The sequence below is a fragment of the Citrobacter sp. MGH104 genome, assembly GCF_001034485.1.
Classification (GTDB): domain Bacteria; phylum Pseudomonadota; class Gammaproteobacteria; order Enterobacterales; family Enterobacteriaceae; genus Citrobacter; species Citrobacter freundii.
In genome coordinates this window covers 2719474-2733688 of the sequence record NZ_KQ089818.1, presented here as the reverse complement: position 1 = coordinate 2733688, position 14215 = coordinate 2719474, and the positions used below count along the sequence as shown (strand labels likewise).

Genomic DNA, 14215 nt, shown 5'->3' with positions numbered 1-14215 from the left:
ATGTATGTCAGTATATGGGGATGTTTCCCACACATTCAACGCCATGTTTACGGAAAAATAAAAGGGGAGATAAAATCCCCCCTTTTTAATTAAATGTCTGTATGAATTGATGAATTATTCGCCAGATGCCTGCTGTGCTTCCGGCTTACCGTAAATCAGCAATGGCTTGCTCTGGCCGCCAATCACCGACTCGTCGATCACCACTTTTTCGACGTCTTCCATAGAAGGCAGATCGTACATGGTGTCGAGCAGCGCGGCTTCGACGATAGAACGCAGACCACGGGCACCGGTTTTACGCGCCATCGCTTTCTTGGCGATCGCATCCAGCGCTTCCTCACGGAACTCCAGATCAACACCTTCAAGATTGAACAACGCCTGGTACTGCTTGGTCAGGGCATTTTTCGGCTCTTTGAGGATCTGAATCAGCGCTTCTTCACTCAGTTCGCTCAGGGTTGCCACAACCGGCAGACGACCGATGAACTCAGGGATCAGACCAAATTTGATCAGATCTTCCGGTTCGACCTGCGACAGCAGTTCACCTTCGCTGGCTTTATCAGACTGCGCTTTTACCGTTGCGCCAAAACCAATGCCGGAGCCAGTTTCAACACGGTTAGCAATCACTTTATCCAGACCGGCAAATGCACCACCGCAGATAAACAGGATCTTGGAGGTATCAACCTGCAGGAATTCCTGCTGAGGATGTTTACGACCACCCTGCGGCGGAACGGCGGCAACCGTACCTTCGATCAGTTTCAACAGCGCCTGCTGTACGCCTTCGCCGGAAACGTCACGGGTAATGGACGGGTTGTCAGACTTACGAGAAATCTTGTCGATTTCATCGATATAGACGATCCCACGCTGTGCTTTCTGCACGTCGTAATCGCACTTCTGCAACAGTTTCTGAATAATATTTTCAACATCTTCACCCACATAACCGGCTTCGGTCAGCGTGGTGGCGTCGGCCATAGTGAACGGAACGTCCAGCAGGCGCGCCAGCGTTTCAGCCAGCAGCGTTTTACCGGAACCCGTCGGACCAATCAGCAGGATGTTACTTTTGCCCAACTCAACCCCATTGCTGGTGTCGCCGTTGCGCAGACGTTTGTAATGGTTGTATACCGCGACCGCCAGCACTTTCTTCGCCTGCTCCTGACCGATAACGTAATCGTCCAGGTGGTTGCGAATTTCATGTGGCGTCGGCAGCGCACTGCGTTCACGGTGCGGTGCTACTTCCTTAATCTCTTCGCGAATGATGTCGTTACATAAATCAACACATTCGTCGCAGATATACACGGATGGACCGGCAATCAGCTTACGCACTTCATGCTGGCTTTTGCCGCAAAAAGAGCAGTACAACAATTTGCCCGAGCCATCTTTGCGTTTATCTGTCATGGGTCAAAACCTCTTCTTTGTTCTTTGTGCCGCACACGACGACGCAAATGCCATTCTCAGGCGCAAGACGCTAGTCAGCGTTGTGCCGCTCCAGGTAATTATAGCGGCACACCTGCGCACTGGGCATTAATTACGATGGGTCAAAATCGAGTCGACCAGACCGTACTCTACCGCTTCAGAAGCGGAGAGGAAGCGATCGCGCTCGGTATCACGTTCAATCTGCTCAAGAGATTGACCCGTATGATGCGCCATAAGTTCGTTCATGCGCCCTTTTACCTTCAGGATTTCACGGGCATGAATTTCAATATCCGTTGCCTGGCCCTGGTAACCGCCCAGAGGCTGGTGGATCATGACGCGAGAGTTAGGCAGGCAAAAACGTTTGCCTTTCGCCCCGGCGGTCAGCAGGAACGCCCCCATTGAGGCCGCCTGGCCCATACAAATGGTGCTGACGTCCGGCTTAATAAACTGCATGGTGTCATAGATAGACATCCCGGCAGTGATCACTCCACCAGGGGAGTTGATGTACAGGTAGATATCTTTTTCTGGGTTTTCTGCTTCCAGGAACAGCATCTGCGCCACGATCAGGTTGGCCATATGGTCTTCGACCTGGCCGGTCAGAAAAATGACGCGTTCCTTAAGTAGACGAGAATAGATATCAAAAGATCGCTCACCACGTGAGGTCTGTTCAATGACCATCGGCACCAGCGCCATATGGGGTGCAAAGTTATCTCGTTCGCCGCTGTATGACATTTCCGTCTCCTGGATAAAATTTGAAAAAACCTGCTGTGCTGATTGTAACCTTATGGACGGATTATCAGCTAGTCCCTCAGTAATGGGTACGACATCGCCATAATTCAAGCATAACAATCTTTTGTTGTAACGCTAACACTGAAACGCTGTTTTCGCACTCTTCCCATGCAAAATGCGTGACAAAAAAAAACCCGCCACCAAAAGGTGACGGGCTTGCGTACGAAATTCGAGCTAAAAAAGCGACGAATTACGCCTGCTGGTTCATCAGCTCGTTGAAGGAAGTGGCTTTTTCAGTCACTTTCGCTTTCGCCAGAACGGCTTCAACAGCCTGCTCTTCCAGAGCGACGTTACGCATGTTGTCCATCAGCTCTTTATTTTTGCTGTAGAACTCAACCACTTCTTTCGGATCTTCGTAAGCAGAAGCCATCTCTTCGATCAGGCCTTTAACGCGATCTTCGTCAGCTTTCAGTTCGTTGGTGCGAATCACTTCGCCCAGCAGCAGACCAACAACTACGCGACGCTTAGCCTGTTCTTCGAACAGTTCACGCGGCAGTTCCAGAGCTTGTTTCTCGTTGCCGCCGAAACGCTGTGCAGCCTGACGACGCAGAACGTCGATTTCGCTGTCGATCAGCGCAGCCGGAACGTCGATGTCGTTAGCTTTTACCAGACCTTCGATCGCCTGAGACTTAACGCGGTTACGCACAGCGCCTTTCAGCTCGCGTTCCATGTTTTTGCGTACTTCAGCGCGCAGACCTGCTACGGAACCATCTTCAACGCCGAAACGTTTGATGAATTCTTCAGTCAGTTCCGGCAGTTCGCGTTCTTCAACTTTCTTCAGGTTGATAACGAACTTAGCGGCTTTACCTTTCAGGTTTTCAGCGTGGTACTCTTCCGGGAAAGTCACGTCGATAGTGAACTCTTCGCCAGCTTTGTGGCCTTTAACGCCTTCTTCAAAGCCCGGGATCATACGACCCTGACCCATCGCCAGTACGAAGTCAGACGCTTTGCCGCCTTCGAACTCTTCGCCGTCTACAGAACCGGTGAAGTCGATGGTTACACGGTCTTCTGCATCAGCAGCGCCGTCTTTGTCTTTCCAGGTAGCCTGCTGCTTACGCAGGGTATCCAGCATCACGTCAACGTCAGCGTCGGTGACTTCAACAACCGGTTTTTCAACTTCAATTGCTTCCAGACCAGTCAGCTCAACTTCCGGGTAAACTTCGAACTCTACCGCGTAAGTAAAATCTTCACCCAGTTTGTATTCGCCCGGAACGTAGTTCGGTGCGCCAGCCGGATTGATTTTTTCTTTGATGATCGCGTCAACGAAGTTGCGGCTCATCAGGTCGCCCAGAACGTCCTGGCGAACAGATGCGCCATAACGCTGAGCAACAACATTCATCGGTACTTTTCCTTTGCGGAAACCGTCAATACGCACTTTCTTCGCTACGTTGACCAGCTCGCTTTTCACAGCGGTCTCGATGCTGTCAGCAGCGATAGTAATCGTTACACGGCGGCCAAGGCCTTGAGTGGTTTCAACTGAAACTTGCATCTTGTTACCTCAAAAAATCACAGTGCTCGGTCAACTCTTCTCCGCAAGCACAGGTTGTTGGCTTCGCGGAACTGGGATGTTCTCATAAGCAATCACATTCCCTGTCGTCAGAATCATCCCGAAGACATTCCGAAAAATAAGACGCGCATTATAGCGGCATCACTTTTATGAGTCGAGAACGGTTATCGCGCGTTGCTGCGGCTTTTTTCACAATTCCCGGCTAATTTTTGTCTGAATACTGTACGACTGCCCCAGAATTCAGACAAAACAAAACGGCCCGCAGGCCGTTTTCACATAATCTGTAGCAACATACTGGAAAAGCGTCGGTTGTTGCAAATCCGTTTTACGCGATGCTTCCCGCCCCACGACACGGAGGCGATGCAAAAATCGTATCCTGCAACGCTTCCCACTCCTTAATGGTGTAGGTATGCAGGGCAAGAGCATGAACGGTTGTGGAAAGCTCCGCCGTTAACGTGCTGTAAATCATCCGATGACGATTAAGAAAACGTTCACCTGTAAAGCGATCGCTAACCAGCACAACCTTAAAGTGGCTTTCAGAACCAGCCGGGACATTGTGACGATAGCTTTCATCCACAACTTCGAGGAACACGGGTTCGAACGCTGCCCTTAATTTTTCTTCTATTTGCTCACGAATCATCATGAAATTTTCCTCCGACAACGCTGAGATGTCACCCATCCCTTTAAATACTAGCCGCTTTTACCGTTTTCATTACACCTTAGCAACAAAAAATTAGCGCTTGTCTGATTTTCTCAGCCAAACGGATGAAGTTCACTGAATCCTCACTTCGATTTATTGCAAAAAGTCCGTTTATGGTCTCCACAAAGCCATAAAACGGACAACACAATGAATTTACATGCGTTACCCACTTCCCCTCATCGTTGGCGATGTTATGATGGCGGGAATTTTCTCCAACCATACAATTTAGATTCGCTGAGAGCCCTGGCATGTTTAAAAAAATCCTCTTCCCGTTAGTCGCGATGTTCATGTTAGCTGGATGCGCAACGCCGCCGACCACTATTGAAGTCTCCCCGAAAATTACCCTGCCACAGCAGGATCCAAGCCTGATGGGCGTGACCGTTAGCATCAACGGTGCCGACCAGCGTCAAGATCAAGCGCTGGCAAAAGTCACCCGCGACAACCAACTGGTTACGCTGACTGCGTCCCGCGATCTGCGCTTCCTGCTGCAAGAAGTACTGGAAAAACAGATGACCGCACGCGGTTATATGATTGGACCAAACGGCGCTGTAAACCTGCAAATCATTGTTAGCCAGCTGTACGCTGACGTGTCTCAGGGTAGCGTGCGCTATAACATTGCCACCAAAGCAGATATCGCCATCATTGCGACCGCTGCTAACGGCAACAAGATGACCAAAAACTACCGCGCAAGCTATTCTGTTGAAGGCGCACTGCAGGCCTCTAACAAAAATATCGCTGACGCCGTTAACAGCGTGCTGACCGACACCATCGCTGATATGTCTCAGGACACCAGCGTTCACGATTTCATCAAGCAGAACGCTCGTTAATTTCTGCCCATATGGCCCGGCGTTCGTCGGGCCTATAGAAGCCCATGTCCAGTCATTACTTACGTATTTTTCAGCAACCACGCTCAGCTATCCTGCTTATTCTGGGGTTCGCCTCCGGTTTACCGCTCGCACTCACCTCCGGTACGCTTCAGGCGTGGATGACGGTCGAGAATATCGATCTTAAAACCATCGGTTTCTTTTCCCTGGTAGGTCAGGCCTACGTATTTAAGTTTCTCTGGTCCCCGTTGATGGACCGTTACACGCCACCGTTTTTAGGTCGACGTCGCGGCTGGCTGCTGGCGACCCAGGTGCTGTTGTTAATTTCTATCGCCGCGATGGGCTTTCTGGAGCCTGGCACACAGTTACGCTGGATGGCCGCACTCGCAGTGGTGATCGCTTTTTGCTCGGCCTCGCAGGATATCGTCTTTGATGCCTGGAAAACCGACGTGTTGCCCGCAGAAGAGCGCGGCACCGGCGCGGCTATCAGCGTGCTGGGCTATCGATTAGGGATGCTGGTTTCAGGCGGACTGGCCCTGTGGATGGCCGATCGCTGGCTGGGCTGGCAAGGGATGTACTGGCTGATGGCAGCGCTGTTGATTCCTTGTATCATCGCCACCCTGTTAGCACCTGAACCGACTGATACCATTCCGGTACCTAAAACGCTGGAACAGGCGGTTGCGGCTCCGCTGCGCGACTTCTTTGGTCGTAACAACGCCTGGCTTATCCTGCTGCTTATTGTGCTGTATAAGCTCGGGGATGCCTTCGCCATGAGCCTGACCACCACCTTTTTGATCCGCGGCGTTGGATTTGACGCAGGTGAAGTTGGTGTGGTGAATAAAACGCTCGGGCTTCTGGCAACCATCGTTGGTGCATTGTACGGCGGGATCCTGATGCAGCGCCTTTCGCTGTTCCGCGCATTGCTGATATTTGGCATCCTGCAAGGGGCGTCAAATGCAGGCTACTGGCTATTGTCCATCACTGACAAACACATGTTCAGTATGGCGGCTGCCGTCTTCTTTGAAAACCTGTGTGGCGGAATGGGCACAGCGGCGTTTGTCGCTTTATTAATGACGCTGTGCAATAAGTCCTTCTCAGCGACCCAGTTCGCCCTGCTCTCCGCGCTTTCAGCCGTTGGTCGCGTTTATGTTGGCCCGGTAGCAGGTTGGTTTGTCGAAGCACACGGCTGGCCGACGTTTTATCTGTTCTCCGTGTTTGCCGCGATCCCCGGCCTCATACTGCTGCTGGTATGTCGCCAGACCCTGGAACATAGCTGGCAAAATGAAAGCTTTATTCCGCGTACGGAATTTCGTGGAGCGTACAGTCTGGCATTAATGACGTTGGTAGTAGGCTGCTGCCTGCTGCTGGCTTGGCTGCTGCTGTTAACCATGAATGCGCTGGATTACACCAACTTCTCCTTCCTGCCGGAACTGCTTGAAGTCTCGGTGGCGGTCGCGGTCTGCGGGGTGATTTTTGGCGGATTGCTGGATTATCTGGCTCTGCGCAAAAACCGTCTGGCGTAAAAAACCGTATTAATAAGCCGTTGTAATCACCTTGCGTAATTATAACGGCTAAATAAACAACAATTGATAAAAATAATATTTGTTATTTTGTGCGCCAAAGAATTTGGAAATTATTGACGCCTTTTATATATTTTATTTTCCTTACTCGATTCAGCCACTACAGATTTATTTTTTGTTCCCAAATTGTCTTTTTATTGATAATTAATTGTTAAACAATTGTTTTATTTTCGTATTGGTTATACCAATTGCCCTCAGCCTGTCCCCCACCTGCCTGCTTTCGTTATAACGTGATGTTGCAACAGGTTCTTAAAGTCAAAGCGACATATATTGCAACATATGTGACATGCACGGCAGAACCCAGTAACACAGATCCAAGGATGTTTACAGTAATGTAACCTTCCCGTAAAATGCCCTCACACTTTAAACGCCACCCGGTCCCGTGGAATTGAGGTCGTTAAATGAGACTCAGGAAATACAATAAAAGTTTGGGATGGTTGTCATTAATTGCAGGCACTGCGTTACTCAGTGGCTGTAATTCTGCGCTGCTTGACCCTAAAGGACAGATTGGACTGGAACAACGTTCACTGATACTGACGGCATTTGGCCTGATGTTGATTGTCGTTATTCCTGCCATCTTGATGGCTGTTGGTTTTGCCTGGAAGTATCGTGCAAGCAATAAAGATGCGAAGTACAGCCCGAACTGGTCACACTCCAATAAAGTGGAAGCTGTGGTCTGGACGGTGCCGATCTTAATCATCATTTTCCTTGCCGTTCTGACCTGGAAAACCACTCACGCTCTTGAGCCAAGCAAACCGCTGGCGCATGACGAGAAGCCCATTACCATCGAAGTGGTTTCCATGGACTGGAAATGGTTCTTCATCTATCCGGAACAGGGTATCGCTACCGTGAATGAAATCGCCTTCCCGGCGAATACTCCGGTTGAGTTCAAAGTGACATCCAACTCCGTGATGAACTCCTTCTTTATCCCGCGTCTGGGTAGCCAGATTTATGCCATGGCCGGTATGCAGACTCGACTGCATCTGATCGCCAACGAAGTCGGTACTTATGATGGTATCTCCGCAAGCTATAGCGGACCAGGCTTCTCTGGTATGAAGTTCAAGGCTATCGCAACAAAGGACCGCGCCGAATTCGACCAATGGGTTGCTAAAGCTAAACAGTCCACGAACACCATGAGCGACATGGCTGCGTTCGAGAAAGTGGCTGTGCCAAGCGAATACAACCAGGTGGAATACTTCTCCAACGTGAAACCCGATTTGTTTAAAGATGTTATTAACAAATTTATGGCTCACGGTAAGAGCATGGACATGACCCAACCCGAAGGTGAGCACAGCGCACACGAAGGCATGGAAGGCATGGACATGAGCCACGCGGAATCCGCTCACTAAGGGGCCGAGGAAGAATACGATGTTCGGAAAATTGACGCTGGATGCAGTGCCGTTCCATGAACCCATTGTCATGGTTACGATCGCTGCCATTATCATCGGTGGTGCGGCCTTACTGGGCCTAATCACTTACTTCGGTAAGTGGACCTACCTGTGGAAAGAGTGGCTGACTTCGGTTGACCACAAACGCCTTGGCATCATGTATGTCATCGTCGCAATCGTCATGTTGATTCGTGGCTTTGCCGACGCCATCATGATGCGTAGTCAGCAAGCGCTGGCTTCTGCAGGTGAAGCGGGCTTCTTGCCACCTCACCACTACGACCAGATCTTCACGGCTCACGGCGTGATTATGATCTTCTTCGTGGCAATGCCATTTGTTATCGGTCTGATGAACCTGGTGGTTCCACTGCAGATCGGTGCACGTGACGTTGCATTCCCGTTCCTGAACAACCTGAGCTTCTGGTTCACCGTTGTCGGCGTAATCCTGGTTAACCTGTCTCTGGGCGTGGGTGAATTCGCGCAGACCGGTTGGCTGGCGTATCCGCCGCTCTCGGGAATAGAGTACAGTCCAAGCGTCGGGGTCGATTATTGGATATGGGCAGTCCAGTTGTCCGGTATTGGTACAACCCTGACCGGTATCAACTTCTTTGTGACCATCATTAAGATGCGTGCACCAGGAATGACCATGTTCAAGATGCCGGTATTCAGCTGGGCGTCTCTGTGCGCGAACATCCTGATTATCGCCTCTTTCCCAATCCTGACGGTTACCGTCGCGTTGCTGACCCTGGATCGCTATCTGGGCACCCATTTCTTTACCAACGATATGGGCGGCAACATGATGATGTACATCAACCTGATTTGGGCCTGGGGCCATCCGGAAGTGTACATCCTGGTTCTGCCGGTCTTCGGGGTGTTCTCCGAAATCGCAGCAACCTTCTCACGTAAACGTCTGTTTGGTTACACCTCGCTGGTGTGGGCAACCGTGTGTATCACCGTTCTGTCGTTCGTTGTTTGGCTGCACCACTTCTTCACCATGGGTGCAGGCGCTAACGTAAACGCCTTCTTCGGTATTACCACCATGATTATCGCCATCCCGACCGGGGTGAAGATCTTCAACTGGCTGTTCACCATGTATCAGGGCCGTATCGTATTCCACTCAGCGATGCTGTGGACGATTGGCTTTATCGTGACCTTCTCAGTCGGCGGCATGACCGGCGTACTGTTGGCGGTTCCGGGCGCAGACTTCGTACTGCACAACAGTCTGTTCCTGATTGCGCACTTCCATAACGTTATCATCGGCGGCGTCGTATTTGGCTGCTTCGCAGGTATGACCTACTGGTGGCCAAAAGCGTTTGGCTTCACGCTGAACGAAACCTGGGGTAAACGCGCATTCTGGTTCTGGATCATCGGCTTCTTCGTGGCATTTATGCCGCTGTACGTGCTGGGCTTCATGGGTATGACCCGTCGTCTCAGCCAGCAGATTGACCCACAGTTCCATCCGATGCTGGTCGTTGCCGCCTGCGGTGCCGCGCTGATTGCATTGGGTATCCTGTGCCAGCTGATTCAGATCTACGTTTCTATTCGCGACCGCGAGCAGAACCGTGACCTGACCGGTGACCCATGGGGTGGTCGTACGCTGGAGTGGGCAACATCTTCCCCGCCTCCGTTCTATAACTTTGCCGTTGTGCCGCACGTTCACGAGCGTGATGCCTTCTGGGAAATGAAAGAAAAAGGTGAAGCGTACAAGCAGCCTGCGCACTATGAAGAAATTCATATGCCGAAGAACAGCGGTGCCGGTATCGTCATTACCGCCTTCGCAACACTGTTTGGTTTCGCCATGATCTGGCATATCTGGTGGCTGGCGATTGCAAGCTTCGCAGGCATGATCATCAGCTGGATTGTGAAAAGCTTTGATGAAGACGTCGATTACTACGTGCCGGTCCCGGAAGTCGAAAAACTGGAAAACCAGCATTTCGATGAGATTACTAAGGCAGGGCTGAAAAATGGCAACTGATACTTTAACGCACGCGACTGCCCACGCGCACGAACACGGGCACCACGATGCAGGCCAGACCAAGATCTTCGGATTCTGGGTCTACCTGATGAGCGACTGCATTCTGTTCTCTATTCTGTTTGCAACCTATGCCGTTCTGGTGAACGGCACCGCAGGTGGCCCAACAGGTAAAGACATTTTTGAACTGCCGTTCGTTCTGGTTGAAACATTCCTGCTGTTATTCAGCTCCATTACTTACGGTATGGCAGCGATTGCCATGTACAAGAACAACAAGAGCCAGGTTATCTCCTGGCTGGCGTTGACCTTCTTGTTCGGTGCCGGATTCATCGGGATGGAACTCTATGAATTCCATCACCTGATTGTTAACGGCATGGGCCCGGATCGTAGCGGTTTCCTGTCTGCGTTCTTCGCGCTGGTCGGCACGCACGGTCTGCACGTCACCTCCGGTCTTATCTGGATGGCGGTTCTGATGGTGCAAGTCGCTCGTCGCGGCCTGACCAGTACTAACCGTACCCGCATCATGTGCCTGAGCCTGTTCTGGCACTTCCTGGATGTGGTATGGATCTGTGTGTTCACTGTTGTTTATCTGATGGGGGCGATGTAATGAGTCATGCTAACGAGAGCGGCGGCGCATCCCATGGCAGCGTAAAAACCTACATGACAGGTTTTATCCTGTCGATCATCCTGACGGTTATTCCGTTCTGGATGGTGATGACAGGTTCTGCCTCTCCGGCCGTCATTCTGGGAACTATTCTGGCAATGGCAGTGGTACAGATTCTGGTGCACCTGGTGTGCTTCCTGCACATGAATAGCAAATCTGATGAAGGTTGGAACATGACGGCCTTTGTCTTTACTGTGCTAATCATCGCCATCCTGGTTGTGGGCTCCATCTGGATTATGTGGAACCTTAACTACAACATGATGATGCACTAAGAGCGGCGATTATGATGTTTAAGCAATACCTGCAAGTAACGAAACCAGGCATCATCTTTGGCAACCTGATCTCGGTGATTGGGGGGTTCCTGCTGGCCTCGAAAGGCAGCATTGATTATCCCCTGTTTATCTACACGCTGGTTGGGGTGTCACTGGTTGTGGCGTCGGGTTGTGTATTTAACAACTACATCGACAGGGATATCGACAGGAAGATGGAGAGGACCAAAAACCGCGTGCTGGTTAAAGGTCTGATTTCCCCTGCGGTCTCACTGGTATACGCCACCCTGCTGGGTATTGCTGGCTTTATGCTGCTGTGGTTTGGCGCGAACCCTCTGGCCTGCTGGCTGGGGGTAATGGGCTTCGTGGTCTATGTGGGCGTCTATAGCCTGTACATGAAGCGCCATTCCGTTTATGGCACGCTGATTGGCTCACTCTCCGGCGCTGCGCCGCCGGTGATTGGCTACTGCGCCGTAACCGGTGAGTTCGATAGCGGTGCGCTGATTCTGCTGGCTATTTTCAGCCTGTGGCAGATGCCGCACTCTTACGCGATTGCGATTTTCCGCTTTAAGGATTATCAGGCTGCCAACATCCCAGTACTGCCGGTGGTGAAAGGCATTTCAGTCGCGAAAAACCATATCACGCTGTATATCATCGCATTTGCTATCGCCACGCTGATGCTAACCCTGGGCGGCTATGCAGGTTATAAATACCTGATTGTTGCTGCGGCGGTGAGCGTCTGGTGGTTGGGCATGGCGCTGCGCGGTTATAAAGTGGAAGATGACAAAGTCTGGGCGCGCAAGCTGTTCGGTTTCTCCATCATCGCCATTACCGCGCTTTCCGTGATGATGTCCGTCGACTTTATGGTGCCAAACTCGCAGAACCTGCTGACTTACGTCTGGTAAGTTAATCGTCACATCTTCTATGCCGGATGGCGGCTGACGCCTTATCCGGCCTACAAAAAAGCACATTGCTTGTAGGCCGGATAAGATACGTGAGTATCGTCATCCGGCATTTTCGTTTCCAGCCGACTCCCCTCACAACCCCAACATTTGTTAATAAAGCGCATATTTACCCAGCCTGCTTAGCGCTTTACACTAGGCGCGAAATTAATACAGAGGTGGGAATGAACGATTACAAAATGACGCCCGGTGAGTTGCGCGCCACCTGGGGTTTAGGGACCGTATTCTCGTTGCGCATGCTTGGCATGTTTATGGTTCTACCGGTTCTGACCACGTACGGTATGGCGCTACAGGGCGCCAGCGAAGCGTTGATTGGCCTTGCCATCGGCATTTACGGCCTGGCGCAAGCCGTCTTCCAGATCCCCTTTGGTCTGCTCTCTGACCGCATTGGTCGTAAGCCGCTTATTGTCGGCGGACTGGCGGTATTCGTTCTCGGCAGCGTGATTGCTGCCCTCTCCGATTCAATCTGGGGCATTATTCTTGGTCGCGCATTGCAAGGTTCCGGAGCAATTGCCGCGGCCGTGATGGCGCTGCTTTCCGACTTAACCCGCGAGCAAAACCGCACCAAAGCGATGGCGTTTATCGGCGTCAGCTTTGGTATCACCTTTGCCATTGCGATGGTGCTGGGGCCAATCGTTACCCATGCGCTGGGGCTCCACGCGCTGTTCTGGATGATTGCCGCCCTTGCTACCACGGGTATCGTGCTGACCATTTGGGTCGTTCCCAATAGCACCAGCCACGTACTAAACCGTGAATCGGGCATGGTAAAAGATAGCTTCAGCAAAGTGCTGGCGGAGCCCAAACTGCTGAAGCTCAATTTCGGCATTATGTGCCTGCACATTTTGCTGATGTCCACTTTCGTCGCGTTACCAGGACAACTGGCGAAAGCCGGTTTCCCCGCCGCAGAACACTGGAAAATTTATCTGGTGACGATGCTGCTATCCTTTGTTTCCGTGGTGCCGTTCATCATTTACGCCGAAGTGAAGCGCAAGATGAAACGCGTGTTCCTCGCCTGCGTGTTACTAATCCTTATTGCAGAGATTGTATTGTGGAGCGCTAACATTCGTTTCTGGGGTCTGATTGCGGGCGTGCAGATTTTCTTCCTCGCCTTCAACCTGATGGAAGCCCTCCTCCCCTCGCTTATCAGCAAAGAATCGCCTGCGGGTTACAAAGGCACGGCAATGGGTGTTTACTCCACCAGCCAGTTTCTTGGTGTGGCGATTGGCGGTTCGCTCGGCGGTTGGGTGGTTGAAATGTTTGATGGTCAGGCCGTATTTCTGGCCGGTGCGCTGCTGGCGGCAGTTTGGTTGATTGTGGCAAACACAATGAAAGAGCCACCGTACGTCAGCAGCCTGCGTGTGGAAATTCCACCAGAAATTGCCGCAGATGACACGTTAAAGCAGCGCCTGCTGGCAAAAGAAGGAATAAGCGAAGTGTTAATTGTGGCGAAAGAGCATTCGGCCTACGTGAAAATCGACAGCAAAGTCACCAATCGATTTGAGGTTGAGCAGACCATCAGCCAGACGTGATGATTACCGGATGGTAACTAACGTCTCGTCCGGCCTACAAATAGCGTGTGCGACCTGTAGGCCGGATCAGGCATTACGACTTAATCACGGAAGTTTTTAAACTGGAACGGCTGGCCGAGATCGCCACCGCGAACCAGCGCCATGACGGATTGCAGATCGTCACGCGCCTTACCGGTCACACGAATTTCTTCACCCTGAATCTGCGCCTGCACCTTCAGCTTGCTGTCTTTGATCAGCTTAACGATTTTCTTTTGCACTGCGCTTTCAATGCCCTGCTTCAGCTTAGCTTCAACAAACCAGGTTTTACCGCTGTGCACGAAAGTTTCTGGTACGTCCAGCGAGGTGCCTTCAATACCGCGTTTCAGCAGCTTGGCACGCAAAATATCCAGCAGCTGATTAACCTGAAAATCAGACTCGCTCAGCACCTTAATCGTCTTATTTGACTCATTCAGCTCAAAAGTGGCTTCAACGCCACGAAAATCAAAGCGTGACTCGACTTCACGGCTGGCGTTATCCACCGCGTTACGGGCTTCCTGAAGATCAACTTCAGAGACAATATCGAAAGATGGCATCTTTTCCTCTCCCTTCATTTTTGATGCGAAGCATAATACCTGCAAAGTTACTCAA

Annotated in this window: 13 protein-coding genes; 8 read left to right on the top strand and 5 right to left on the bottom strand. The window is 51.3% G+C overall.

All coding sequences use genetic code 11. The annotated features are described in order from the left end of the window. Positions 1-114 precede the first annotated feature (114 nt). The 4 genes from clpX to bolA form a co-directional block, all read right to left on the bottom strand. Positions 115-1389 carry an ATP-dependent protease ATP-binding subunit ClpX gene (gene clpX, locus SK34_RS12805; RefSeq protein WP_003831013.1) on the bottom strand — a complete coding sequence of 425 codons (1275 nt, stop codon included), beginning with the start codon at positions 1387-1389 and terminating at the stop codon, positions 115-117. A 126-nt stretch (positions 1390-1515) separates the two neighbouring features. Continuing rightward, positions 1516-2139, bottom strand: coding sequence for an ATP-dependent Clp endopeptidase proteolytic subunit ClpP (gene clpP, locus SK34_RS12800; protein WP_003021624.1), 624 nt, complete (start codon positions 2137-2139; stop codon positions 1516-1518). A 247-nt stretch (positions 2140-2386) separates the two neighbouring features. After that, positions 2387-3685, bottom strand: coding sequence for a trigger factor (gene tig / locus SK34_RS12795; protein ID WP_003021622.1), 1299 nt, complete (start codon positions 3683-3685; stop codon positions 2387-2389). A 343-nt stretch (positions 3686-4028) separates the two neighbouring features. Further along, a complete protein-coding gene (gene bolA / locus SK34_RS12790; RefSeq protein WP_003021619.1) occupies positions 4029-4346 on the bottom strand; it encodes a transcriptional regulator BolA in 318 nt (105 codons plus the stop codon). Between the two features lie 305 nt (positions 4347-4651). On the opposite strand from bolA, the gene SK34_RS12785 reads away from it, so the two are divergent. From SK34_RS12785 to SK34_RS12750, 8 genes are all read left to right on the top strand, one after another. Then, a complete protein-coding gene (locus tag SK34_RS12785; protein WP_003021617.1) occupies positions 4652-5230 on the top strand; it encodes a lipoprotein in 579 nt (192 codons plus the stop codon). Between the two features lie 44 nt (positions 5231-5274). Continuing rightward, positions 5275-6750 carry a muropeptide MFS transporter AmpG gene (gene ampG, locus SK34_RS12780; protein WP_016149701.1) on the top strand — a complete coding sequence of 492 codons (1476 nt, stop codon included), beginning with the start codon at positions 5275-5277 and terminating at the stop codon, positions 6748-6750. A gap of 458 nt (positions 6751-7208) precedes the next feature. Next, positions 7209-8156 (top strand): cytochrome o ubiquinol oxidase subunit II, encoded by a 948-nt coding sequence (gene cyoA / locus SK34_RS12775; RefSeq protein WP_003847580.1) that lies wholly within the window; start codon positions 7209-7211, stop codon positions 8154-8156. 19 nt (positions 8157-8175) lie between these two features. Continuing rightward, complete coding sequence (gene cyoB, locus SK34_RS12770) at positions 8176-10167, top strand: cytochrome o ubiquinol oxidase subunit I (protein ID WP_003021610.1); 1992 nt, start codon at positions 8176-8178, stop codon at positions 10165-10167. Next, a complete protein-coding gene (locus tag SK34_RS12765) occupies positions 10157-10771 on the top strand; it encodes a cytochrome o ubiquinol oxidase subunit III (protein WP_003831007.1) in 615 nt (204 codons plus the stop codon). Before cyoB ends, SK34_RS12765 begins: the two co-directional genes overlap by 11 nt. Further along, the gene (locus SK34_RS12760; protein ID WP_003021607.1) at positions 10771-11100 is read left to right on the top strand and encodes a cytochrome o ubiquinol oxidase subunit IV; all 330 of its coding nucleotides are present in this window, start codon (positions 10771-10773) and stop codon (positions 11098-11100) included. Before SK34_RS12765 ends, SK34_RS12760 begins: the two co-directional genes overlap by 1 nt. Positions 11101-11111: 11 nt before the next feature. After that, positions 11112-12002: a heme o synthase gene (gene cyoE / locus SK34_RS12755; RefSeq protein WP_003835956.1), complete on the top strand. Its 891-nt coding sequence runs from the start codon at positions 11112-11114 to the stop codon at positions 12000-12002. Positions 12003-12223: 221 nt separating this feature from the next. Then, the gene (locus tag SK34_RS12750) at positions 12224-13588 is read left to right on the top strand and encodes an MFS transporter (protein WP_032936976.1); all 1365 of its coding nucleotides are present in this window, start codon (positions 12224-12226) and stop codon (positions 13586-13588) included. An 80-nt stretch (positions 13589-13668) separates the two neighbouring features. Here the strand turns inward: SK34_RS12750 and SK34_RS12745 are convergent, their stop codons facing one another. Next, positions 13669-14160 carry a YajQ family cyclic di-GMP-binding protein gene (locus SK34_RS12745; protein ID WP_003831002.1) on the bottom strand — a complete coding sequence of 164 codons (492 nt, stop codon included), beginning with the start codon at positions 14158-14160 and terminating at the stop codon, positions 13669-13671. Positions 14161-14215: the final 55 nt, after the last annotated feature.

Excerpts from the sequence above, each read along its gene's own strand:
- SK34_RS12750 (WP_032936976.1), top strand. The coding sequence starts at position 12,224 with ATGAACGATTACAAAATGACGCCCGGTGAGTTGCGCGCCACCTGGGGT.
- SK34_RS12745 (WP_003831002.1), bottom strand. The coding sequence starts at position 14,160 with ATGCCATCTTTCGATATTGTCTCTGAAGTTGATCTTCAGGAAGCCCGT.
- SK34_RS12785 (WP_003021617.1), top strand. The coding sequence starts at position 4,652 with ATGTTTAAAAAAATCCTCTTCCCGTTAGTCGCGATGTTCATGTTAGCT.
- SK34_RS12760 (WP_003021607.1), top strand. The coding sequence starts at position 10,771 with ATGAGTCATGCTAACGAGAGCGGCGGCGCATCCCATGGCAGCGTAAAA.
- cyoE (WP_003835956.1), top strand. The coding sequence starts at position 11,112 with ATGATGTTTAAGCAATACCTGCAAGTAACGAAACCAGGCATCATCTTT.
- ampG (WP_016149701.1), top strand. The coding sequence starts at position 5,275 with ATGTCCAGTCATTACTTACGTATTTTTCAGCAACCACGCTCAGCTATC.
- clpP (WP_003021624.1), bottom strand. The coding sequence starts at position 2,139 with ATGTCATACAGCGGCGAACGAGATAACTTTGCACCCCATATGGCGCTG.
- tig (WP_003021622.1), bottom strand. The coding sequence starts at position 3,685 with ATGCAAGTTTCAGTTGAAACCACTCAAGGCCTTGGCCGCCGTGTAACG.
- cyoB (WP_003021610.1), top strand. The coding sequence starts at position 8,176 with ATGTTCGGAAAATTGACGCTGGATGCAGTGCCGTTCCATGAACCCATT.
- bolA (WP_003021619.1), bottom strand. The coding sequence starts at position 4,346 with ATGATGATTCGTGAGCAAATAGAAGAAAAATTAAGGGCAGCGTTCGAA.
- SK34_RS12765 (WP_003831007.1), top strand. The coding sequence starts at position 10,157 with ATGGCAACTGATACTTTAACGCACGCGACTGCCCACGCGCACGAACAC.
- cyoA (WP_003847580.1), top strand. The coding sequence starts at position 7,209 with ATGAGACTCAGGAAATACAATAAAAGTTTGGGATGGTTGTCATTAATT.
- clpX (WP_003831013.1), bottom strand. The coding sequence starts at position 1,389 with ATGACAGATAAACGCAAAGATGGCTCGGGCAAATTGTTGTACTGCTCT.